Below are 22,234 nucleotides of genomic sequence, written 5' to 3'. Positions count from 1 at the left end.
TCTATTTGATTAGTATTCGCAAATATATTAATGCTTGTTGATTTATCGATGACTTCTCGTGGCAAATGTCCGGTAAGGAATCCCGCGGCTTTCGCACCAATGACTGATTTCACTAGAAAAAATGAGATCTGTTGCAGTCAGTTCAGCGGTTGTTGTTTTTCCAAGCAAGGTATAAAGCATATGGAGTTCATTCTCCCACTGTTTGACTAACTCGATCGTTTTATCTAAACCATGTGTCATCAGGTGATTCAAGATCGTTCCGGCGACGCCAACACTTTTGGCTCCTAAGCTTAATGCTTTTACAATATCCAAAGACTGACGGATACCGCCAGAAGCTAGAATCGTTATCTCTTGCTGCAATGATTGAGATTCTAGTAAAGAAAGGACAGTGGACTGTCCCCAATTATCTAAAAAGCTCAATTCTCTCTTTTTTCGACGAGCATTTTCAATTTGAGTAAAACTAGTTCCGCCTTGACCGCTGATATCGATCGCTTGAACACCTCGAGCCAGTAATTGAGTGACTGTTTCATTACTCATTCCAAAACCAACTTCTTTTACGGTTACCGGAACTGATAAATGAGCGACGATTTCTTCGATATTGTCTAACCAGCCATGAAAATCACGATCTCCTTCCGGCATAACCAGCTCTTGCGCAAGATTCACATGAACTTGTAAGCCATCTGCCTGAAACAAATCAACAGCTTTTTTGGCATCTTCTAAAGAAAGACCAGCACCGATATTTGCGAATATGATTCCCTTTGGATTTTCTTTACGAATGATTTGATACGTATCGGCTAAATCAGGATTTTTTAATGCGGCATTGACAGAGCCTGTCGCGGTCATCATCCCAGTTTCTTTTGCGATGATCCCGATTTGTTGATTGATTTCTTTTGCACGATCACTGCCTCCTGTCATCGCATTGATGTAAAAAGGCTGCTTAAATGAAAAATCGAGAAAAGAAGTGGAGATATCGACGTCCTCCACTGCAGTTTCAGAAAAAGAGTGGTGAACAAAACGCAGTTGATCAAAGTCGTTGCTTTTCTCTTTATGAAAGGCTTTCGCTAAAGAAATATGTTCATCTTTTCGATTCATCGTTTCCCTTCTTTCTGTAAAAATAAACGTGCAGCGGTAAAGGCGTGATGCCTTCTTTTTCCCATGAGCTCATCAAAGGTAAGATACCCGTTTTTTGTTTGAAAACAACAATTCCGCAATCACCACCGCCGGCACCAGAAGATTTAGCTGCACCGCCATAAGCATCAGCGAGGTTACATAATTTTTTTAGAGCAGGTGTTTCGATCGTCACTCCAGTGATCGATGTCAGTTCTTGCAATAAGATGCGGTTTTCTCTAATTTGCGATTGAATCAGTGAAATATTCTCTGTTTCAAATCCAGTGATCATTGTCTCTACACAAGTCTTACTTTTTAGTAGAAAGTCCTTATAGGCTACTTCTTGAACGTCTTTTGATTGATGAACTTGATCCACTAAGTCAGAAGTAGAAGCAGGTGAGCCTGTCCAGCCGATCAATAGACGTAGTTTTTTAGGAACAGTCAATGGCTGAATTCTTAGCTTCGGCCAGGTGGCTTCAAGTAGCTCTGTTAAGGTTTGGCTTTGAAGAGCGTCATTGACCCATTGATGATCGAATGTAGAAAAAGCGATCCAGCCGCCATAACAGCTTGCTGCAATATCACCACAGGAGCCATTTCCCTGAACGGCTAAGTGAGCAAGGGCAGAAAGCTTGAAAATGTCTTCCTCTGATAAAGATAGATCATAAAAAAGCCCTAATGCTTTGACTGTCGCAACCGTTACAGCGCCGCTGGAGCCTAAACCGTATTTGCGGCCGTTAGAATTATCCAGTTCACTTGTGACTTTCAAATGGTAAAAAGAAAGTTCCTTTTGTTGTTCTTGTGCATATTTTTCTGTTAAACGAATAGCGGCCAAAACATAATGAAAGGGATTCTCCCGAATATCTAAAACAAGTTCATCATTTCTCCTCGTCCAACGGACAGGTAAAGAGCTGTATTGCGCTGACTGGATACTGCCATTTTTTTCTGCGTTTTGTACAGTAACAGTCACGAATTGATCGACGGCAACAATGATCGATGGATGTCCAGGCTCGACAACTGCATATTCGCCAGCGATAAATAATTTACCAGGGGCAGACACTTCAATCATGATTTTTCAGATCCTTCCACAGGCAGCAGCTTGATCCCAGGGCCAGCGGACGCTGAAATCAATTGTTCACTAGAAAAGTGCTCTGCCAAAGAATGTTTTAATGTTGCGAGATGTTTCTTTTCAACTAGAATTTTGACGTTGGGACCTGCATCCATTGTAAAATAGCAAGGTAACCTATTTTTCCGAATTTCCCTGACCAACTGCATTACTTTAAGACTTTCTGGTGACCAGTAAGTAAACGGAGGGACAGCTCCTAAGGTTGTACCATGCATCCGTAAGCTATTTGCTTCGGTAACTTCACCCAATTTTACAAAATCCTTTTCTGCAATAGCTTGTTTAGCAGCCGTTAAATCAGTTTCGATCGAATCTAACCAGCCAGAATAAAAACTGGAGGTTTCTACAGTACGCCTCATGCCATCACGACTAGAGATATCCTTAACACCATCATCCACTAAGACAAAGAGCATCGCAAGCTCGTCTTCCCAACCATCAGCATCGATCGCTTTTGCAAAAGAAGTTTGGTCAGATGTTCCTTTTTGCCACTCAGCGAAACCACCGAAAATACTGCGGCAAGCAGAACCTGAACCACGACGAGCTAAACGGGATAATTCTGTATCTGTAAGATTTAAATGCAAGGCTTGATTGCATGCACCTGCTAAAGCAGCTAAACCACTTGCAGAGGAAGCTAATCCGGCAGCAGTTGGGACAAAATTTTGACTGTCGACCTTAGCAAATAACTCTATCTGGTGCCTTTGACGGACTAAATCTAAAAAGGCGGTGATTTTTTTTGTTTGTTTTGATTCTTGAATTGTTCCATCTAAAAAAAATTGATCTTCTGTTAGGGTTTCGTCGAACTCGACACATGTCTCTGTGTAAAAGGCATCTAAGGTCAACGATAAACTATTATTCATTGGTAAAATCAATTGCTCATCTTTTTTGCCCCAATACTTGATCAGGGCAATATTTGTATAGGCACGTGCTTTTCCCGCGTACATTATTTTTTCACCTCTAATGATTGAATCCATGCGGCAGTCGCACCAGCATTTTTTAAGGAATCTGCGATTTTTTCTGCTTGTCTTTTTGAATCAACTAGAGCGATCAGACAACCTCCGCGGCCGCCGCCTGTCAGCTTTGCTCCGAGAGCGCCATTGTTCCGCGCTGTTTCAACTAAATGATCCAGCTGTTTGTTGCTGACGGTCAAAGCTTTTAAGTGTTCATGAGCCTGATTCATACTGGTTCCTAAAAGTGGAACATCGTTCATTAAAATCGCTTGTTTCGCTTGAACAGTCAAACGTCCTAGTTCAGTAATATGTTTTGCTGCTAATTGCTTGTCTTCTTCAAAAAGATGGGCAACATCGCTGACCGCTTCTCTGGTTTGTCCTTTGATGCCAGTGTCTGCAACAATCAAATAGGCATTAGAGACATTCATCGGAAATAACTCCAGCGGCTGTCCTTTGATAAAAAAAATCGGCTTGCTTCCGCTAGTGGCTGCAGCATCGATGCCGCTAGGATTCCCATGTGCAATTTTTTCTGCCTCATCGACTAGTCTTAGCAGCGTTTCTGGTGAACAAGGTGTCTTAAAATAATCGAACAACCCTCTGACGATCGCTACAGCTACAGCTGCACTTGAGCCCATTCCGCGTTCGGCAGGAATCGTACTGTTGATGGTTATTTTTAAGGTTGTATTCTCTTGCCCTAATTCAGCTAATGTTTGGTAGATGACTTTCTGAACGCTTTTTAAACGAGCAGGGACTTCTGCTAAGTTGCCGCAAAAATATTGACAATCCAAAGTCATCATCTGATCCGACTCTATCGTAGTCATAATTGACGTTTCCTCAAACGGAAAAGCGATAGCAGGTTCACCGTATACAACAGCGTGTTCACCCATCAAAATGATTTTACCTGTCGCTTGACCGTGACCTATATTCTTTCTATTCATTCCAATCAACTATCCTTCTATTTAAAAATTAAATGTGTGGTGATCCAAGGTGCTGCATACAAAATCATGAATTGAACGCCGTAATTGACGCCCATCTTATTAAGAGTACCACAAACGATCCCTACCAGTAAAACACCGAAAATATTGATCAACCCAGCATCCATATAAGCCAATAATAAGATAAAGCCGATAAATAGGCCGAGAATGGCTTCGTGAGGGATTTTTTTCAAAACGAATGCGGTCATTTGACGTGCATATTTCATTGCGACAAAATACGTGATGATCGAAGCTAAAACACCTGCAAAGACAATGGCAAAAACAAACTCACCTTTGCTTAGCAAATGATGGATATTATGCTCTAAAGTAAAAACGGGCGGCGCATTGAATAGAGCATTGGCGGGTCCTACAGCGACTGGAGACAATGGAATCCCTAAAGCGATCAATGGAATGATCACACCGGAAAGATAGGTTGCATGAGACAACGCACTCATAGAAGTGATAGCCATACTGGCTTTTTTTACGGGATCTTTTTCCTTGTTTGCTACAGCTTCACCGAACAAAATCGTCAATCCGACAGGGCTTAAAAAGAAGAGAAAATTTGAAAGTAAAGAAACTACAGCACTTGTTCCAGCTTCTTTTTTTGTGATTGTCTGAAGCGGGTGTGCCAAGGACTGCTGTTCATCTACTTTGTTTAAATGAATCTCATTTTTATCATGCCTTGGCAAAGCCTCTCGACTCTGCTTATTTAATAAGCCCAATAAAGAAACGAGCAGAGGGCCGATCGTGATCCCTAAAAAGAAAGAAACAGTCACATTTTTTTCTTGCGGCACCGCACCGATTCCCCAATAAAGATAACGAAGCCCTTGAAATAACAGACCTAAGGGAATAATACTGATTAGAGCCAACAATTTATTCTTGCCGATCAATGATAAGAAAATCGCACCGAAAACAAATAACAAAGGCGCATATTCTTTCACCGAATCTGAAAATGGTGCCAAAATATTTGCTAAAAGCAGGCTGACTGGAATAGCGATCGCTGTTCCGATGATCGAACCTGTAGCCATCTTTTTAATACTAGTTGCCGCCATCCCGCGCTCTTTCAAATAGAGTGCGTGTTCGATCATAGGCGTTGACATTACACCGCCCGGTAACCCCACAAGCGCTGTAGGGATCGCATTCATCAAATTCAATGTAATGATCGCGGAAATGAAAAAGGTCAGCACGACGATCGGCTCCACACCAGCTAAAACAACGGCTAATGTAACTGGCATCAAAACAGATGTTTCATCCGTTCCAGGAACAAACCCGATAAATGTATATAAAACGATCGCTCCTAAAACAGCTAGAAGCATCTGAAAAAGTAATCCGGCATCCATTAATCTTCTTCCTCCTCAATGACAGTTCGCTTCGGTTTGATCAAAACAGTACTGATAACAAACCCTAAAACAGCTCCGCCTAAACCAAAAAATAATTGCTTCGTTGTATCTCCTGCAGGTGCTAAAAAGAAACTCCCCATGGTCGTCACACTGCAAATTACAATTGCTAAAATCAAATCTTTCAAATCAACTAGGTCGCCCCAGAGTTCAATAAGATTCTTTTTCATGATATCTCCTCCTTGATATAAAAGCGGAACAAATCGTCTGATCCTATAGAAAATTAGGAAATTGACTTTGAGACACTTTTTGTCTCACTGGCAATTTATCTATTTTCCTAAGGAATGATTTGTCAGCTGGATAACGATAAAAGTGGAATGAGCCGTTCAGTCTCGACTGAAAAATAGGAAAATATAACTGAGGTGCTTTTTGCCTCATTTATATTTTATCTTTTTTTCGAGAGACTGGCTCATGCAGCTGGATAAAATAAATGATCAACACTTTCTAGCGAAAGTCTTGTACTGTTCATCATCAACTCAAATCTTTTCGATGTGATTCCCGGCAAAAATTTGTCCGATCAATGTGTATCCTTGCTTCTCCATACTTTCAAGTAATTGAGAATTATTCTCAACCTATATTAGTTTACCAAAAAAGCCTATGAAGTAAAATTTTTGAACCTATCTTAAACAAAAAATTAGAAACTAGTCGATCGTATTTCATTTTAAGGATAGTTTAAGCTTGCAGTTTTACTCTTTTATTGAGTATACAAAAGGCAGGAGAGGAAAAAATGAGGAGACGTTTAATCTATACAATATCGATAGTCATTGTATTACTAGGGACAGGCTATTTAAAAAGAACAAAAGAATTGGCGAGTGATCGGCAATTGACCGAAGATACATCGGTGGAGGCTTTAGCGATTTCCCTTGAAGAAGGGGAAGAAAGCTTAGAAGAACTAGTACAAATAGGTTCAAAAGATGCAATTTTATACAGCAAAGCTTCAATTAAAAGTACGGAACTAGCTGAGGTCAATCGCGGAGAGCTGATAGAATTAATAGCAACAGAAGATCAGTGGTATCAAGTAGTTACAAATGCTGGTGATGAAGGCTATGTTTCAAAAAACGATAGCCAGATAATTACGCGAACAAAACAAAAAACTCCTAGTTCGTTAGAAGGAATGACAATTGTTTTAAACCCCGGGCATGGTGGCGATGACACTGGGGCGATCAGTAATGATGGCTGGATTTACGAAAAAGAGGTGACGTTAGAAACGGCAGAGGTAATCAAATCGGCACTTGAAGAAAAAGGCAGTACAGTGATTTTGACTCGAGACGAGGATATAGCAGAGGACCTCTCTGAGATTTGTACGGTCAGTCAACAAAATAATGCAGATCTCTTTATCAGCTTACATTATGATTCTTCTGAGAACATGAATGAAGCAACCGGGACGACTACGTATTACTATTATGAAGCATATGCTGATTTGGCCGAAGCCGTTAATCAGTCATTGTCTGAAAATCTCCCGTTACAAAATCGTGGGATCGACTATGGCAATTATCAAGTATTACGAGAGAATACTCAACCTGCATTATTACTGGAATTAGGCTATATGAATTCAGACTATGACTTAGAAATATTCAATACAGAAGCATATCAAATGAAAGTTGCAAATGCACTGATCGAAGGGGTGTCTGAGTATTTACAGAAAATGGAAAGGGCATGAAAAAAGGAAGAAGGTTTTTCGACATTGAAAAACCTTCTTCCTTTTTTATTCGATGCTTAATCCTAATCCAGCAGCAATGATCACTGCTTGTTCGGTTGTGACTTTTAATCCTTTGATCAATTCTTGAGAAAAGGCAATTTTTTCAAACGTACTTTTTCTTAAATCAAGTTCTTTCAACATGGTATGAAACCAATTGCTACCAGTCAATGAACATTCTTCAAATAAAAGATTGTTCCAAACAACTTCAACAAATTCGGTATCATTCAAACTAGTCTGGTTGAAGTGGACGACTTTTTGATTCGTTGCGCTAAATGAGGCGTAGTCCGCCAAACAATCCTCAAATGTACAATCACGCAGATAACTCTCTGCAAAGTTAGTCCCAGTTAACTTACAGCGGCGGAAATGGACTTGATGAAAACTTGCACCGAGCCATTCCGTGTTCGAAAAATCGCAATGCTCAAAAATCACATTGCTGCATTCAAAGCGTTCCAAGTGATTTCGATTCATCGTCAATTTATCAAAATGACACTCTCTAAAAACTAAATTTCGACTATCCTGATAACTAAGATCCTGTTCTTTTAGTGCCAATCCCTCAATAATGATCTCATCATCCAAAGAAATGAAATCTGTTTGCGTTAACCGCGGCAGGATTGGTGCTACTGGTTTTTTTATTTTCATGATATGAACCTCCAGAGGGATAATTCAGAATTAGCTTATTCTGTTTCTTTATCTAAATTTTCATCTAATTGATAGGCACGATTATAAAATCGTAAGCAAGTCGTCAACACATAAGCCCCTAAAAGCCCAAGTAGACTCCCTAAGACAATTCCGATCAAACGATAATTCAAAAGACTGACCAAATATTGATGCCGAGCCAAATTAGCTAAAAGTAACGACATTGGTGTGGTAAAAAAGTTTGCGATCGCATAGTTTCGTTTAATAAAAAATTCGACAGTTAAAAAGAAAAAGCAAATCAATAAGATCGATTGCAGTGTCGTAAATGCAATACTCAGCAATAAAGCAGCGATCAATAGCCCAACCATCGTGCCAAAAATCCGCTGGACATTGCGATGCATGATCGCACGTAAGTTGTCTCCCTGTAAAACTGCAGCGCAAGAAACAATCATCCAGTAAGCATTAGTCAGATGCAACGATTGACTGATATAAGTCGCTAAAAACAAGATGGCAGCGTAATGTAAAGCATCTAAAAGGGCAGCAGGATCGATATATAGACGTTCCTGTAAAGAGATTTTCTTTTCTACTGGTTTCGCTTCAACGCTTCCCTCAACAAAATACAGAATAACAGCAACTACTAAAGAGGTTATAACACCTAACAGCACATAACTCATCATGATCGGGATTCTATCAAGCGGAATTTTCGTTCCACTGCCCATTGCAGTAACCATGACAATAAAAAAAGCCCCCGGCTTGGCAATTGCATACAATCTAAAAATGATTCTAGCTAAAAAAGCAATCAACGCGATCATGATGGGAATGACCCATGGAACATGGGTACTGAGCATCCCAAGTAAATTTCCTAAAAGTAAAAAGCTACCTACGGAACTTAAGCGGATCATTAAATCCTTAAAAGGTAATGTTTGATAATAAAGAAACGTAAAGATACCTAAAGAACCAAAGCTGCCTATTAGTAAATTATTTGAGAAGTATCCAATAAACAGTGGGATCGCCATACAAATTCCAGCCCCAACTAGGCGAAAGGGTGCTTTTTGTGGTTTGTGAAATACTAATAACTCCTTAAAAAAAGATGAACTCTCCATCTAATTCCTCCTATACTCTTAAGACAATCATTTTTTGGTCCAATTTAAAAGTACCGCTAAAAGATATGTCCTCTCTATTAATCTAACATACTATTTAAGTAGAAGACAATTGCTTTTTTACTTTATTTCTAAGATTATTCTTCTAATGTAAATATAATTTGATGATGCGAATATGAGGATAAGATAAGATTTTTCTTGATTTTTTAATTTAAAAATTGTAAACTATACCTCAGATACAATAAATAATTATTAAATTCTGATTTTTCAGAAAATACTTTAGGGTTTCTAGGGAGGAAATAAGAATGAAGTTAAAGAAGTCATTTGCTTTTGGATTCATCACTTTATTTAGTCTAACACTTGCTGCGTGCGGCAATGGTGGAAAAACAGACGATTCAGGCAGTGCTGCATCAACTGGCGGAAAACCAAGTGGAGAGCAAGTATTTCGCGTGAATGTATTACAGGAAATGCCAAGTGCTGATTTATCGTTAGCAACAGATACGATTAGTTTTACAGCATTAAATAATGTGTATGAAGGAATTTATCGTTTAGATCTTGAAAATAATCCACAACCTGCTGGTGCAGCAGAGAAAGCTGAAGTCAGTGAAGATGGGATTACTTACAAAATCAAGTTGAATGAAGACGCAAAATGGTCTGATGGTCAACCTGTAAAAGCAGAAGACTATGTTTATGGATGGCAACGTACAGTTGATCCAGCAACAGCTTCAGAATATGCCTACTTATATGAATCTGTGAAAAACGGTGCAGATATCGCAGCAGGTAAAAAAGACAAAGGTGAACTAGGGATCAAAGCTGTAGGCGACTACGAACTAGAAATTACTCTAGAAAAAGCAACACCATACTTTGATTATCTATTAGCGTTCCCTTCATTCTTCCCGCAAAGAAAAGATATTGTGGAAAAATATGGTAAAGAATATGCTGCAAACAGCGACAATGCTGTCTATAACGGACCATTTGTCTTAGCTGATTTTGATGGACCAGGTACAGATACTGATTGGTCTTACAAGAAAAACAAAGATTACTGGGATGCTGACACTGTGAAATTGGACGAAGTGAAAACGAACGTTGTAAAAGAAGCACCGACTTCTTATAACTTATTCCAAGACGGACAAGCAGATGACGTGATCTTGACTGGTGAATTAGCGCAACAAGCGGCGAACGATCCAGCATTAGTTATCCAAAAAGAAGCATCAACACAATATATCGAATTAAATCAAATCGATGAAAATTCTCCATACAGAAATGAAAACTTAAGAAAAGCGATTTCTTATTCAATCGATCGTAAATCTCTTGTTGAAAATATCTTAGGTGACGGATCAGTAGAACCTAAAGGATTAGTACCAGCAGATATGTCTAAATCTCCAGATGGAAAAGAAGACTTTGCTAAAGCTGCTGATGACAAGATCGAATACGATAAAGAAAAAGCAAAAGAATATTGGGAAAAAGCTAAAAAAGAATTGAAAATTGATTCTCTAGAGTTAGATATTCTATCTTCTGATGCGGATTCTTCTAAGAAAACCGTAGAATACGTACAAGGTGCGATTCAAGAATCATTAGATGGTGTTAAAGTAACAGTTAGTCCAGTACCATTCTCAGTTCGTCTAGACCGTTCAAACAAAGGTGACTTTGATGTAGTTATCGGTGGTTGGGGAGCTGACTATGCAGATCCAAGTAGTTTCTTAGATCTATTCCAAACAGGCGTTTCATATAACCGTGGACGTTACAGCAACACTAAATATGACGAGTTTGTAAAATCTGCTGCAACAACAAATGCCAATGATCCTGAAAAACGTTGGGATGATATGGTCAATGCAGAGAAAACAATCATGGGCGACATGGGTGTCATTCCGCTTTACCAAAAAGCAGAAGCACACTTACGTGCTGAAAAAGTCAAAGATGTTTGTTTCCACCCAGCAGGTGCGCAATACGATTTCAAATGGACATACATTTCAGAATAATTCTGAAACACATTTGAAGTGACACTTATCAAAAATGCGGAGGCAGGTATGATTGCCAGTCTCCGATTGTAATAAGAAGAGATTCACGAAAATTGACAAGAAACATTGAAACTAAAAGTAACAGATGTGATTGCCCGTGCGAATACTCTTTGCGCGAGCATGACTGTTCTTTTATCAGATGTCTTGTGATTTTCGTGAATCTCGGCTTGTTTTTAATGAATTTGCATTTATCTTATCATAAATGCTTCATTTAAAAGGAAGAAGCAAGAATCATAGAAATTTATTTTCCTCACTCTTGCTATCTTTGCTTATAAAAAGTAAAATAATAAAGAAACAATAGAGACGATCAGTAAGATACCGCCTGTTTCAAGCCAGTAAAGCTGATGTGCTTTACCAATCTCTGAAAATGGGATAAATTCTTTCGGTTCATTTTTCTTTTTAAAACGAAAATGCATTTTCATAAAACGTTGGAAATTATCAAAAAATCCTGAGGACATGACCCAAAGGGCCAAGCCAATGATTAAAAAGAACAAAGAAACGATGAAAAAGGTATCTGATACAGAACGGATAGTCAATGACTGTTTTATTAATAGGTAAGTAAAAATACCGATGCTTGAGACCGCTGAAGTAATGAGGGGCCATTTTATTTTATTCATGTGCTCATCCTTATCTAAATTTTTCTATCCTTACTTTATCGAAAAAAGCTGATGAAGTCAAAATAATCTCGGAGGTGTCATTCTTGAACAGTTTTGGAAAATATTTTCTTAAACGGGTCTTTTTTATGATCGTCACGTTGTGGCTGATCGCGACGATTACGTTTTTCTTGATGCAATTATTACCAGGTACTCCTTATACCAACCAAGAAAAACTTAGTCCGGAAACAATTGCTATGTTGAATAAGCAATCTGGTTTAGATAAACCAGTCATCGTTCAATATGGAATCTATTTAAAAAATCTGCTAGTCGGTGATTTTGGGATTTCATTCCAATTTAAAAACCAACCAGTAGCAAAACTTTTAGCAGGCCGTATCGGACCATCCGTCCAATTAGGGGGACAAGCGATCATTTTCGGTACATTAGTAGGGATTCTTTTAGGAATCATCGCTGCAATGCGCCAAAATACTTGGGTAGATACATTGGCAACTCTGATGGCTATTTTAGGACGTTCGATTCCTAACTTTGTCTTTGCCGTATTATTACAATACGTTTTTGCTATGAAATTAAAAGTATTACCGATTGCAATGTGGAATGGATTTGCTTATACGATTCTACCGACGATTGCACTTGCTATGAGTCCAATGGCAGACTCCGCCAGGTTTATCCGAACGGAAATGGTCGAGGTATTACATAGTGATTATGTAGAGCTAGCGCGTGCTAAAGGCTTAAGCCGTTGGCAAGTTGCGGTTAGACATGGACTTAGAAATAGTTTGATTCCATTGATTACATTATTAGGACCTTTAGCTGTTGGTCTGATGACAGGATCGTTAGTTGTTGAGAATATTTTCGCCATCCCGGGAATCGGGGAGCAATTTGTAAAATCAATCATGACCAATGATTATCCAACGATCATGGCTGTAACGATTTTATATTCTGCTTTACTAGTATTCGTTATTTTAGTCGTAGACTTACTTTATGGATTGATCGATCCAAGAATTCGTGTTTCAGGAGGTGACCGTGGCTAATGCAATCAGTTGATTTAAACAATGTACCAGATAAAATCAAAAATATTCCTGCTGGAGAATTCCAGCCTTTAGATACTTCAACAACAAAAGAGCGGGAACGAATCGCAACACCGTCACTAAGCTTTTTGCAAGATTCTTGGCGTCGTTTGAAAAAGAATAAAGCTGCTGTAGTTTCCTTGATCTTTTTAGGAATCATCATCTTTATCTCAATTATTACGATTTGGGTTTCACCACATGACCCAACACAACAAAATGTTGCATATATCAATTTACCGCCGCGTATTCCATTTTTGGATAGCATCAACGGCTTCAATGGGACAGCTACAGTAGCTGGGCAAGTAGTTGATAAGTATGCGCAAGCAAATGTTCCAGATAATGTGAACTTCTATTTAGGAACAGATGGATTAGGACGTGATGTGTTAAGCCGTTTGTTCATGGGAACACGTATCTCATTATTGATCGCCTTTATTGCTGCTTTACTTGATATCACGATCGGTGTTACGTATGGTTTGATCTCAGGGTTATTAGGCGGACGTGTCGATACAGTGATGCAACGTATTCTTGAAGTTCTTTCAGGAATTCCTAACTTAGTTGTAATGATCTTGATGCTGACTGTTTTTGATCCAGGTATTTTATCGATCGTGTTAGCGATGGTTATTACCAACTGGATTTCAATGGCCAGAATCGTTCGGGCACAGACCTTGAAATTAAAAGACCAAGAATTTGTACTAGCTGCTCAAACATTAGGTGAATCTCGTTTGAAGATCGCCGTAAAACATATCTTGCCGAATATTTCTAGCGTGATCATTGTTCAAATGATGTTCAGTATCCCGTCGGCAATTTTCTTCGAAGCGTTTCTAAGTTTCATCGGTTTAGGATTAAGACCGCCGACCGCTTCTCTTGGAACCTTGTTGAATGAAGGATATAAAACGTTCCGTTTCCTTCCATATTTAATGTGGATTCCTGCCGTAACACTATCAATAGTAATGATTTGTTTCAACTTACTAGCTGATGGTCTACGTGATGCCTTCGATCCTAAGATGAAAGAGTAGAGTGAATGACTATGGAAAAAGTATTAGAAGTAAAAGACCTACAGATTTCTTTTGATACGTTTGCTGGAAAAGTAAATGCTATTCGCGGTGTCAGCTTTGAATTGTTCAAGGGTGAAACACTTGCGATCGTAGGAGAATCTGGTAGTGGTAAATCAGTAACGACTAGAAGTATCATGCGTTTATTGAGTAGTAATGCAAATATTGATAATGGAGAAATCCTGTTCAAAGGCGAAGATATCGTTAAGAAAACTGAAAAACAAATGCAAACGATTCGTGGAAAAGAAATTGCAATGATTTTCCAAGATCCGATGACATCATTGGATCCGACGATGCCGATTGGTAAACAAGTGGCTGAATCGTTGATCAAGCATAATAAAGTATCGAAAAAAGAAGGATTAGAGCAAGCATTAGAACTCCTTAAATTAGTAGGGATTCCAAATGCCGAAAAACGTTTAAAAAACTATCCTCACCAATTTTCAGGCGGACAACGTCAACGGATCGTTATCGCGATCGCTTTGATTTGTTACCCAGAAGTTCTGATTGCGGATGAACCAACAACTGCATTGGATGTAACGATCCAAGCACAAATTTTAGAATTATTAAAAGACTTACAGCAAAAAATCAGCACATCGATCATTTTTATCACCCATGATCTAGGGGTCGTAGCCAATGTTGCTGACCGTGTAGCTGTAATGTATGGCGGCCGTTTAGTCGAAGTTGGGACATCAGAAGAAATTTTCTATAATCCTCAACATCCATATACATGGGGATTACTTGGCTCGATGCCGACAATGGAAGGAACAGAAGATAAGCTATATGCGATTCCAGGTTCACCTCCAGATTTGTTGGATCCGCCAAAAGGGGACGCTTTTTATCCGCGTAACGAATTCGCAATGAAAATCGATGCAGAAGAAGCACCTCCGTATTTTGAAGTATCACCAACTCATAAAGCTGCGACATGGTTATTGGCGCCACAAGCACCAAAAATCACACCTCCAGCAGAAATCGTTCGTCGTTGGGCAATTTACGCTGAACGTCATAAGACAGCAACAGGAGGCGTTAAGTAATGAGTGAAAAAAGAAAAGTACTTTTAGATGTTAAAGGCTTAAAACAGTATTTTAACGTAGGTCGTCCTGATGAAGTCAAAGCGGTCGATGATATCAGTTTTCACATTTATGAAGGTGAAACATTTGGTTTAGTTGGAGAATCCGGTAGTGGAAAATCAACAACAGGCCGTAGTGTTATCCGCCTATACAATCCAACTGATGGCGAAATTATTTTTGATGGAGAAGATATCAGTAAAATTCGTTCAAAATCAGCGATGCAAGAATTCCGTCGTGAAGTTCAAATGATCTTCCAGGATCCTTATGCATCATTGAATCCAAGAATGAAAGTCAATGACATCATTGCTGAAGGAATCGATATCAATCATTTAGCTAGCACTCCTGCTGAGCGCGAAGAGAAAGTCAATGAGCTTTTAAAAGTCGTAGGACTTGATCCAAGTCACGGTACACGTTACCCACATGAGTTTTCAGGTGGTCAGCGTCAACGGATCGGGATTGCTCGTGCATTAGCTGTGGACCCTCGTTTCATCATTTGTGATGAGCCGATTTCTGCATTGGATGTATCGATTCAGGCACAGGTCGTTAACTTGCTGCAGGATCTGCAAAAAGATGCTGGCTTGACGTATCTATTTATCGCGCATGATTTATCTATGGTAAAACATATCAGTGATCGAATCGGTGTGATGCACAGTGGTAGATTGTTGGAAATGGGTTCAAGTGATGATGTGTATAACTTTGGGGTACATCCGTATACTGAAAGTTTATTATCAGCGATCCCATTACCAGATCCGGATTACGAACGCACACGTAAACGTATCGTTTACAAACCACAGCCTGAAGACAATAAAGAACGTAAATTGAGAGAAATCACTCCTGAACATTACGTGTATTGTTCTGAAGATGAAGTGGATATCTATCGTAAAAAAATTGAAGAGAAAAAAGCCAGAGCGACTCAAGGGTAGTCGTCTGGTAAAAGAAAGACTAGCTAAGAAAGATTCTTTTCTTAGCTAGGATTTTTAACAAGTAGCTTCTTGAGCCAGCTCTTCAGAAAAAAGATAAAATAAGAATGAGGCAAAAAGCGCCTCAGTCGTATTTTCCTATTTTTCAGTCAGAGTAAATCGGCTCAATTGGCTTTTTATCTAATCTAGCTTCTTGAGCCAGCATCTCGCAAAAAAGATAAAACCTGATTATGGCGAAAAGCGCCATTCTCATGTTTTCCTATTTTTGATCGATGCAAACCGGCTCAATCAGCTTTTATTTAATCTAGCTTCTTGAGCCAACTCTTCAGAAAAAAGATAAAATAAGAATGAGGCAAAGAGCGCCTCAATCGTATTTTCCTATTTTTCAGTCAGAGCTAACCGGCTCAATCAGCTTTTTATTGGTAGGGTGGTATGTTCATGAGGGTTTTAAAGGCGTATAAGTATCGGCTTTATCCTACCTCAGCTCAAGAGGAGTTTATCAAAAAAACTTTTTCTTGTGTTCGTCTTGTGTATAATCTTTTGCTGCAGGATCGGATCGCTCTTTATAAAGCATTGAAAGAAAATCCTGATCTTACTGTCAAGCTGCCGACACCTGCTCAATATAAAAAAGAGCATCCTTGTTTAAAAGAAGTAGATAGTTTGGCGTTAGCGAATGCGCAAGTTTATCTGGATCGGGCATTTAAAAAATTTCATAGGGAAAAAGGCGTTGGTTTTCCAAAAATGAAACAAAAGAAGGATTCTGTTTCGTCTTACACAACTAATAATCAAAATGGGACGATCAAAATTATCGATGACAAATGGATAAAAGTTCCCAAGTTGAAGACACCAATGAAAGTAAAAATGCATCGTCCGATAAAAGGAAAAATAAAGTCAGCAACGATTTCTTTAACACCTAGCCATAAGTTTTTCATTTCGATTCTTTGTGAAGAGGAAGTTCTTGCGGTAGAGAAAACACACTCTGCTATAGGAATCACATTAGGCACTTCTGAATTTGCGGTGTTATCAAATGGTAGACGTATCGATAATGATAAGTACACCAAAGAATTCGAGCAACGACTCATACGGGAAGAGAGAAAACTTGTTAGGCGTAAAGAAATTGCTAAATTGAAAGGTACAGAACTATCTCAGCAAAAAAACTACCAGAAACAAAAATTGAAGGTAGCTAAGATGCGGGAAAAATTGATGAATCAGCGAACGGATTTTTTAAATAAGATTACAACAGAAATCGTTCATAAATATGATGTGATTTGTATTGAAGATATTCATCAATCAGATGTGTATAGAAATAGCAAACTTCATCGAGGAATCTCAGATGTTTCTTGGGCGTTATTCGTTTCAAAATTGGAATATAAAGCTTCTTGGTATAATAAAAGATTGATCAAAGTTTCAGCTTGCGATAAATGTTCTGAACATTCAGAAAATAAAAAGCGGAGTAAAATATTTATTGAAGACATCGATAAACAAAAAGAAGTATCTGATCTAGAAACTGCAGCAAGTATCCATGTTTTGAACAAAGGATTAAGCTATTAAAATACACAGTAAAAACTGTAGGGACTACAGGGTTAGCCTAGGGCATATAAGGTAGATACAGCGATAATTCGATCATTTATCTTTTTCTAGGAAGTTTCTATTAAAATAGAAATAGTTCACTAATTATTAGTTGATAAAAAATAAAAAGTTGAACTTTGCTAAGATCTACTTATTCATTTTTGAATAAGCTTAGCAAAGTTTTTTTAGTTTCTGAATAAAAGTGTAGTACAATGATAGATAGAAGAAACAGTAGAGGAGGTTGATCATGAGAAATTGGAAAGCGCTTGTATTTTTTGACTTAGATGGCACATTGCTAAATGCAGACTCTGAGATCTCTAAGGAGAATCTGCAGGCTATTCAAGGATTGAAACAAAATCATATATTACCAATGATTGCCAGTGGTCGTTCACCTAAAGAAATCATTACTATTACAGCAAATACAGGAATCGATTCATATGTAAGTTTGAATGGTCAATTTAATGTAGTTGAAAATCAAGTGGTATCAAAGCATGTCTTTCCGCTTGACGTGATCAACAGACTAATGATTTTTTCTAAGGCATTAAATCATTCATTTGCCTGTTACACGGATCAAGAATATGCAGCTTGCTACAAAACTGCCAGTATGGAAAAGCTCTATAAATTGGATAATGCGCCATTACCTGAAATCAACAAAAATTTCCATCTCAAAAATGAAATCTATATGGGGTATCTTTTTTCAGAAGATGAGACAAAAGATCAACTGTATCAAACAGAATTTTCTGATAGTCTGACTTTTTATCGTGATAGTCCATATTCATTGGCAGTTGTAATAAAAGGTCAATCGAAAAAGACAGGGATTCAAGAAGTTATCAATTCACTTGATTTAGCGCATGTACCCACCTATGCATTTGGTGACGGGAATAATGATTTAGGAATGTTCGAAGCAGTTCAAACGGCAATTGCGATGGACAATGCATCAGAATATGTCAAACATCACGCAGATTTTATTACTAAGTCCCATATGGATGACGGGATTCGTTTTGGTTTAGAGCATTTTGGTTTGTTACCATGAAAGGATGAGTATAATGACAGTTAAAATGATTGCAGTAGACATGGATGGTACGTTTTTAAATAGTCAAAAAGAATATGACCGTGAAAGATTTGATTATCTGTATAACAAGATGAAACAGCAGAATGTTCGCTTTGTAGTAGCAAGCGGAAATCAATATTATCAATTAAAGTCTTTTTTTCCAACGATTGCAGATGAGCTATCTTTTGTCTCAGAAAATGGCGCTTATGTCATTAGCGAAGGAAATGAAATTTTTTGTGGAGAGCTTCATCCGGAGAGTGTAAAAGACGTACTTACTATCTTATCCGAGGTAGAAGGCGCACATACGATCCTTTGTGGGAAAAACAGTGCATATGTCAGCGAGCAAGAGCCGGATGAATTTGTCGCATACGGTAGTAACTATTACCATCGATTAAAAAGAGTGCCGAATTTATTTGACGTAACTGATGATACATTATTTAAATTTGCTTTGAGTTTTCCTTCTGAGAAAGTAAAGGGCGTATTAGCACAGTTAAATACAGTTTTGGGTGACAAAGTGACGCCTGTTTCCAGCGGCCATGAGGATGTGGATTTGATCATTCCAGGAATTCATAAAGCCTATGGATTGATGCAACTGCAGGAATTATGGGGAATCAAAAATCATGAGATTGCTGCTTTTGGTGATAGTGGGAATGACTTGGAAATGCTAAAGCATGTGGGTCATAGCTTTGCGATGAGTAACGCACAGCCGGAAGTCAAGGTTGCTGCAAGTGAAATCATTCTATCGAATGATGAAGATGGTGTTTTAGTTAAAATCGAGGAACTATTAAAATAGAAAGCTTCTTCAGGGAAATGGGGCAAACAATGAATAGCTCATTTGCTTCATTTCCTAATTTTTTGATGAAAAGATGTTTGACAAATACAGAAAGATGGCTTATACTATTAAAGTTGAGAAATGAAAGCAGAAGCACCCGCTTCTCGCCTTAGTTGACCTTGTCACTGGGCTGGATAAGAGGATTCCTTATATCAGAAGATATAAGTCCGAAAAATCGCGGGATCTGTTTACAGAGCCTGTTTTTTATTGTCATTTTTATGACAGGGACGTCAAGGAATAAAAACGTTTCAGCGCTGATTTTCTCTTAATAAACTTGGAGGTGAATGACCATAGCAAAGGATATGATGGTGAACGACGGCATTCGTGCACGCGAGTTACGTTTGATCGGACAAGACGGTGAACAATTAGGTGTTAAAACAAAAGTGGAAGCGTTGAAAATCGCTGAAACAGCCAATTTGGATTTAGTTCTAGTAGCACCTACTGCGAAACCTCCTGTTGCGCGAATTATGGATTATGGAAAATTCCGTTTCGAAACGCAAAAGAAAGAGCGTGAAGCTCGTAAGAAACAAAAAGTGATCAACGTAAAAGAAGTTCGTTTAAGTCCGACGATCGATGTCAATGACTTTAACACAAAACTTCGTAATGCACGCAAGTTCTTGGAAAAAGGGGACAAAGTGAAAGCTTCGATCCGTTTCAAAGGCCGTGCCATTACCCATAAAGAGATTGGTCAGAAAGTTCTTGATCGCTTAGCGGAAGAAACTGCAGATATCGCTACAGTTGAACAAAAAGCGAAAATGGACGGACGCAGCATGTTCCTAACGCTGGCACCGAAAAACGACAAGTAAGCTGAAAAGCTGATAACTAGTTAACAAAAGATTTTGAGGATACTCGTTCAATAGTTGAACGGTAGACGAAAATGAAAATGTAGGAGGAAAATTAGTCATGCCAAAACAAAAAACTCACCGCGGATCAGCAAAACGTTTCAAACGTACTGGTAAAGGCGGTTTGAAGAGATTCCGTGCGTTTACAAGTCACCGTTTCCACGGTAAAACAAAGAAACAACGCCGTCAATTGCGTAAAGCAGGAATGGTATCAGCTGGCGATTTCAAACGTATTCGCCAACAATTAGCAAGAATGAAATAAAAAGCTGAATAGCTCGATTAGCATTGACTGAAAAAGCTTGCTGAATGTAGGAAAGTTGAAGAATTTCTTGTAACAACTTAGCAATGAAAACACTCATAGAGATAATAGATATTTATTAGGAGGAATTAACCATGGCACGTGTTAAAGGTGGCGTAGTAAGCCGTAAACGTCGTAAAAAGATCCTTAAATTAGCGAAAGGCTATTACGGATCAAAACATACTTTATTTAGAACAGCAAAAGAACAAGTGATGAAATCTTATAGTTATGCATACAGAGATCGTCGTCAGAAAAAACGTGATTTCCGTAAATTATGGATTGCGCGTATCAACGCAGCAGCTCGTATGAATGGCTTGAGCTATTCTAAATTAATGCACGGTTTGAAATTGGCAGAGATTGATATCAACCGCAAAATGTTAGCTGACTTGGCTGTTAACGATGCATCAGCATTTACAGCATTAGCTGACCAAGCCTCAAAAGCCCTAGAAAACAAATAATAGGCAACTTTTGAACACTCCAAACCCACTATAATCAGTGGGTTTTTTATTTTTCATTTTGCTATATTTCATTCATAAACTCAGCAAAACGATTAGCTGTTTTATCTCTTTGGTCTTTGGATAAGTGAGTGTAAATATTCAGTGTCGTTTTCACATTAGAATGTCCAAGTCTTTCTTGAGCTTCTTTAATTGGGATATTTGCTTTGTATAATAGACTTGCATGTGTATGCCTGAAACCGTGCATTGTGATTGTTTTGATTTCTTTACCAGTTTTTTTCCTATATAGTCTCTGAATTGTTAAAAACCACTCTTTAGTTATACCTGATTCGAGATAAGTATTTTTGTAATTAGAAAAAATAATCTGATTAGGGTTTAGCTTGGGTAAATCAAATTTTATTGCTTGTTTTTCCTGCCATGTTTTTAAAGCTACTAATGTGGTATCGTCCAAGCTTATTCTTCTAAAACCAGCCTTTGTTTTCGGTGGGTGAACTAGGGTTTTGTTTCTGTCTCCTTTAGCAACAGTTTTAGTTACTTCTAAATACTTCTCGTCAAAATTAATATCCTCCCAAGTTAAAGCAAATGCTTCTCCTTTGCGTAATCCAGTAAATGCCAATGTTCTAAAAAAGGCATATCTTTCAGAATCAAAATTTTCTTTTGTAAATCTCAGAAACTCTATTAATTCTTCTTTAGTAAAAAAATTTGAAAACTCTTCATACTGATTTAAATTAAGATTGGTTACTGGTTTTTTAACATTAGCCATTGGGTTTTGATAGATTAATTCTAAGAACATAGCATGTTCCATTACTCTATTAAAATAGTAAATAAACCTACTAGCTCTTTTTGGTTTATCTTTATACCATTCATTTACTATTTGCTGACAATAAATTGGAGTAATGTCTTGGATTCTCATTTCTTGAAATTTTGGCAATATAGCATACTTGAATTCACATTTAGCTGTAACTGCAGTACTTTCCTTTACTAAGTTGCAATACTGCTTATACCATAGTGTGAAAATTTCATTAAAGGTATGGTGTTTCTTAGGTACATACTGTTCAGTTGCAACTAAAAGACTTAATTCTGCTAAGGCTAAACTAGCTTCTTCCTCTGTTTCAAACCCTCTTCTGGTCGTTTTTTGTTTTTTTCCAGTTTTAGGATTAACACCTACATAGTAGTCAAACATGTAATTGATAGTGCCATCTTGCTTTTTGTATTGCTTAATTTGTGCCATAAAAATTCTCCTTTTCATGGCATAGGATAAAGCTGAGAATATTATACGATATCTGAAAAGAAATTTCGAGAATGGATGGAATAATAGATTTAGAACACTTGAATATACCTAAACGTAAATTTGATAATATAAATTCTCAATAACGTATAACAAATATTAAAATTGCAGTTTTTATATCTTTCATGTATCATTGTATAGTGTAATTGATTGGAGGTGGTATACTTGACAAGTGACTCGGAAG

The 22,234-nt window shown here is 38.0% G+C and carries 22 protein-coding genes; 12 read left to right on the top strand and 10 right to left on the bottom strand.

The window, feature by feature from the left end; translation table 11 throughout:
• Positions 1 to 42: 42 nt before the first annotated feature.
• The 6 genes from fni to CC204_RS08670 are packed head-to-tail and all read right to left on the bottom strand — an operon-like array spanning position 43 to position 5,715.
• Positions 43 to 1,092: a type 2 isopentenyl-diphosphate Delta-isomerase gene (gene fni, locus CC204_RS08695; protein ID WP_088269828.1), complete on the bottom strand. Its 1,050-nt coding sequence runs from the start codon at positions 1,090 to 1,092 to the stop codon at positions 43 to 45.
• Entirely contained in the window at positions 1,076 to 2,173 is a 1,098-nt protein-coding gene (locus CC204_RS08690; protein ID WP_088269827.1) for a phosphomevalonate kinase, read from the bottom strand. The genes fni and CC204_RS08690 overlap by 17 nt, the downstream gene beginning before the upstream one ends.
• On the bottom strand, positions 2,170 to 3,168 hold the full coding sequence (gene mvaD, locus CC204_RS08685; RefSeq protein ID WP_088269826.1) for a diphosphomevalonate decarboxylase: 999 nt from the start codon (positions 3,166 to 3,168) through the stop codon (positions 2,170 to 2,172). The genes CC204_RS08690 and mvaD overlap by 4 nt, the downstream gene beginning before the upstream one ends.
• Positions 3,168 to 4,112 carry a mevalonate kinase gene (mvk, locus tag CC204_RS08680; protein WP_088269825.1) on the bottom strand — a complete coding sequence of 315 codons (945 nt, stop codon included), beginning with the start codon at positions 4,110 to 4,112 and terminating at the stop codon, positions 3,168 to 3,170. The genes mvaD and mvk overlap by 1 nt, the downstream gene beginning before the upstream one ends.
• Before the next feature lie 17 nt (positions 4,113 to 4,129).
• The gene (locus tag CC204_RS08675) at positions 4,130 to 5,488 is read right to left on the bottom strand and encodes a tripartite tricarboxylate transporter permease (RefSeq protein ID WP_088269824.1); all 1,359 of its coding nucleotides are present in this window, start codon (positions 5,486 to 5,488) and stop codon (positions 4,130 to 4,132) included.
• Positions 5,488 to 5,715 (bottom strand): hypothetical protein, encoded by a 228-nt coding sequence (locus CC204_RS08670; RefSeq protein ID WP_088269823.1) that lies wholly within the window; start codon positions 5,713 to 5,715, stop codon positions 5,488 to 5,490. The genes CC204_RS08675 and CC204_RS08670 overlap by 1 nt, the downstream gene beginning before the upstream one ends.
• Positions 5,716 to 6,272: 557 nt before the next feature.
• Here CC204_RS08670 and CC204_RS08665 point away from each other — a divergent pair.
• Entirely contained in the window at positions 6,273 to 7,205 is a 933-nt protein-coding gene (locus tag CC204_RS08665) for an N-acetylmuramoyl-L-alanine amidase (protein WP_088269822.1), read from the top strand.
• Positions 7,206 to 7,250: 45 nt separating this feature from the next.
• On the opposite strand, the gene CC204_RS08660 is transcribed toward CC204_RS08665, so the two are convergent.
• On the bottom strand, positions 7,251 to 7,883 hold the full coding sequence (locus tag CC204_RS08660) for a pentapeptide repeat-containing protein (protein ID WP_088269821.1): 633 nt from the start codon (positions 7,881 to 7,883) through the stop codon (positions 7,251 to 7,253).
• A 35-nt stretch (positions 7,884 to 7,918) separates the two neighbouring features.
• A complete protein-coding gene (locus CC204_RS08655; RefSeq protein ID WP_088269820.1) occupies positions 7,919 to 8,983 on the bottom strand; it encodes an FUSC family protein in 1,065 nt (354 codons plus the stop codon).
• A 302-nt stretch (positions 8,984 to 9,285) separates the two neighbouring features.
• Here CC204_RS08655 and CC204_RS08650 point away from each other — a divergent pair, with 302 nt between their 5' ends.
• A complete protein-coding gene (locus CC204_RS08650) occupies positions 9,286 to 10,959 on the top strand; it encodes a peptide ABC transporter substrate-binding protein (RefSeq protein ID WP_088269819.1) in 1,674 nt (557 codons plus the stop codon).
• Positions 10,960 to 11,267: 308 nt separating this feature from the next.
• Here CC204_RS08650 and CC204_RS08645 read toward each other — a convergent pair whose 3' ends face one another.
• Positions 11,268 to 11,615: a DUF3899 domain-containing protein gene (locus CC204_RS08645; RefSeq protein ID WP_088269818.1), complete on the bottom strand. Its 348-nt coding sequence runs from the start codon at positions 11,613 to 11,615 to the stop codon at positions 11,268 to 11,270.
• Between the two features lie 83 nt (positions 11,616 to 11,698).
• Here CC204_RS08645 and opp1B point away from each other — a divergent pair, with 83 nt between their 5' ends.
• The 10 genes from opp1B to rplT all read left to right on the top strand — a co-directional run bounded on the left by opp1B (position 11,699) and on the right by rplT (position 20,765).
• A complete protein-coding gene (opp1B, locus tag CC204_RS08640) occupies positions 11,699 to 12,640 on the top strand; it encodes an oligopeptide ABC transporter permease Opp1B (RefSeq protein ID WP_088269817.1) in 942 nt (313 codons plus the stop codon).
• A complete protein-coding gene (gene opp3C, locus CC204_RS08635) occupies positions 12,640 to 13,692 on the top strand; it encodes an oligopeptide ABC transporter permease (RefSeq protein WP_088269816.1) in 1,053 nt (350 codons plus the stop codon). The genes opp1B and opp3C overlap by 1 nt, the downstream gene beginning before the upstream one ends.
• A gap of 5 nt (positions 13,693 to 13,697) precedes the next feature.
• On the top strand, positions 13,698 to 14,759 hold the full coding sequence (opp1D, locus tag CC204_RS08630) for an oligopeptide ABC transporter ATP-binding protein Opp1D (RefSeq protein WP_087640927.1): 1,062 nt from the start codon (positions 13,698 to 13,700) through the stop codon (positions 14,757 to 14,759).
• Positions 14,759 to 15,718: an ABC transporter ATP-binding protein gene (locus tag CC204_RS08625; protein ID WP_088269815.1), complete on the top strand. Its 960-nt coding sequence runs from the start codon at positions 14,759 to 14,761 to the stop codon at positions 15,716 to 15,718. The genes opp1D and CC204_RS08625 overlap by 1 nt, the downstream gene beginning before the upstream one ends.
• Before the next feature lie 435 nt (positions 15,719 to 16,153).
• A complete protein-coding gene (locus CC204_RS08620) occupies positions 16,154 to 17,266 on the top strand; it encodes an RNA-guided endonuclease TnpB family protein (RefSeq protein ID WP_088269814.1) in 1,113 nt (370 codons plus the stop codon).
• A 265-nt stretch (positions 17,267 to 17,531) separates the two neighbouring features.
• The gene (locus CC204_RS08615) at positions 17,532 to 18,317 is read left to right on the top strand and encodes a Cof-type HAD-IIB family hydrolase (protein WP_088269813.1); all 786 of its coding nucleotides are present in this window, start codon (positions 17,532 to 17,534) and stop codon (positions 18,315 to 18,317) included.
• A gap of 13 nt (positions 18,318 to 18,330) precedes the next feature.
• Positions 18,331 to 19,128, top strand: coding sequence for a Cof-type HAD-IIB family hydrolase (locus tag CC204_RS08610; protein ID WP_088269812.1), 798 nt, complete (start codon positions 18,331 to 18,333; stop codon positions 19,126 to 19,128).
• A 323-nt stretch (positions 19,129 to 19,451) separates the two neighbouring features.
• Entirely contained in the window at positions 19,452 to 19,973 is a 522-nt protein-coding gene (gene infC, locus CC204_RS08605) for a translation initiation factor IF-3 (RefSeq protein ID WP_087640931.1), read from the top strand.
• Between the two features lie 97 nt (positions 19,974 to 20,070).
• Complete coding sequence (rpmI, locus tag CC204_RS08600) at positions 20,071 to 20,271, top strand: 50S ribosomal protein L35 (protein ID WP_069662903.1); 201 nt, start codon at positions 20,071 to 20,073, stop codon at positions 20,269 to 20,271.
• A 131-nt stretch (positions 20,272 to 20,402) separates the two neighbouring features.
• Positions 20,403 to 20,765 (top strand): 50S ribosomal protein L20, encoded by a 363-nt coding sequence (rplT, locus tag CC204_RS08595; RefSeq protein ID WP_088269811.1) that lies wholly within the window; start codon positions 20,403 to 20,405, stop codon positions 20,763 to 20,765.
• Positions 20,766 to 20,826: 61 nt separating this feature from the next.
• Here the strand turns inward: rplT and CC204_RS08590 are convergent, their stop codons facing one another.
• Positions 20,827 to 21,993, bottom strand: a complete 1,167-nt coding sequence (locus CC204_RS08590) for a tyrosine-type recombinase/integrase (RefSeq protein ID WP_088269810.1) — start codon at positions 21,991 to 21,993, stop codon at positions 20,827 to 20,829.
• Positions 21,994 to 22,234 lie beyond the last annotated feature (241 nt).

The organism is Enterococcus wangshanyuanii, assembly GCF_002197645.1.
In the GTDB taxonomy this organism is placed as follows: domain Bacteria; phylum Bacillota; class Bacilli; order Lactobacillales; family Enterococcaceae; genus Enterococcus_L; species Enterococcus_L wangshanyuanii.
This window is presented reverse-complemented; position numbering and strand designations above follow the sequence as displayed.

What these genes read in the sequence shown, in the direction of transcription:
- fni (WP_088269828.1), bottom strand. Translation starts at nt 1,092, where the DNA reads ATGAATCGAAAAGATGAACATATTTCTTTAGCGAAAGCCTTTCATAAA.
- CC204_RS08690 (WP_088269827.1), bottom strand. Translation starts at nt 2,173, where the DNA reads ATGATTGAAGTGTCTGCCCCTGGTAAATTATTTATCGCTGGCGAATAT.
- mvaD (WP_088269826.1), bottom strand. Translation starts at nt 3,168, where the DNA reads ATGTACGCGGGAAAAGCACGTGCCTATACAAATATTGCCCTGATCAAG.
- mvk (WP_088269825.1), bottom strand. Translation starts at nt 4,112, where the DNA reads ATGAATAGAAAGAATATAGGTCACGGTCAAGCGACAGGTAAAATCATT.
- CC204_RS08675 (WP_088269824.1), bottom strand. Translation starts at nt 5,488, where the DNA reads ATGGATGCCGGATTACTTTTTCAGATGCTTCTAGCTGTTTTAGGAGCG.
- CC204_RS08670 (WP_088269823.1), bottom strand. Translation starts at nt 5,715, where the DNA reads ATGAAAAAGAATCTTATTGAACTCTGGGGCGACCTAGTTGATTTGAAA.
- CC204_RS08665 (WP_088269822.1), top strand. Translation starts at nt 6,273, where the DNA reads ATGAGGAGACGTTTAATCTATACAATATCGATAGTCATTGTATTACTA.
- CC204_RS08660 (WP_088269821.1), bottom strand. Translation starts at nt 7,883, where the DNA reads ATGAAAATAAAAAAACCAGTAGCACCAATCCTGCCGCGGTTAACGCAA.
- CC204_RS08655 (WP_088269820.1), bottom strand. Translation starts at nt 8,983, where the DNA reads ATGGAGAGTTCATCTTTTTTTAAGGAGTTATTAGTATTTCACAAACCA.
- CC204_RS08650 (WP_088269819.1), top strand. Translation starts at nt 9,286, where the DNA reads ATGAAGTTAAAGAAGTCATTTGCTTTTGGATTCATCACTTTATTTAGT.
- CC204_RS08645 (WP_088269818.1), bottom strand. Translation starts at nt 11,615, where the DNA reads ATGAATAAAATAAAATGGCCCCTCATTACTTCAGCGGTCTCAAGCATC.
- opp3C (WP_088269816.1), top strand. Translation starts at nt 12,640, where the DNA reads ATGCAATCAGTTGATTTAAACAATGTACCAGATAAAATCAAAAATATT.
- opp1D (WP_087640927.1), top strand. Translation starts at nt 13,698, where the DNA reads ATGACTATGGAAAAAGTATTAGAAGTAAAAGACCTACAGATTTCTTTT.
- CC204_RS08625 (WP_088269815.1), top strand. Translation starts at nt 14,759, where the DNA reads ATGAGTGAAAAAAGAAAAGTACTTTTAGATGTTAAAGGCTTAAAACAG.
- CC204_RS08620 (WP_088269814.1), top strand. Translation starts at nt 16,154, where the DNA reads ATGAGGGTTTTAAAGGCGTATAAGTATCGGCTTTATCCTACCTCAGCT.
- CC204_RS08615 (WP_088269813.1), top strand. Translation starts at nt 17,532, where the DNA reads ATGAGAAATTGGAAAGCGCTTGTATTTTTTGACTTAGATGGCACATTG.
- CC204_RS08610 (WP_088269812.1), top strand. Translation starts at nt 18,331, where the DNA reads ATGACAGTTAAAATGATTGCAGTAGACATGGATGGTACGTTTTTAAAT.
- infC (WP_087640931.1), top strand. Translation starts at nt 19,452, where the DNA reads ATGACCATAGCAAAGGATATGATGGTGAACGACGGCATTCGTGCACGC.
- rpmI (WP_069662903.1), top strand. Translation starts at nt 20,071, where the DNA reads ATGCCAAAACAAAAAACTCACCGCGGATCAGCAAAACGTTTCAAACGT.
- rplT (WP_088269811.1), top strand. Translation starts at nt 20,403, where the DNA reads ATGGCACGTGTTAAAGGTGGCGTAGTAAGCCGTAAACGTCGTAAAAAG.
- CC204_RS08590 (WP_088269810.1), bottom strand. Translation starts at nt 21,993, where the DNA reads ATGGCACAAATTAAGCAATACAAAAAGCAAGATGGCACTATCAATTAC.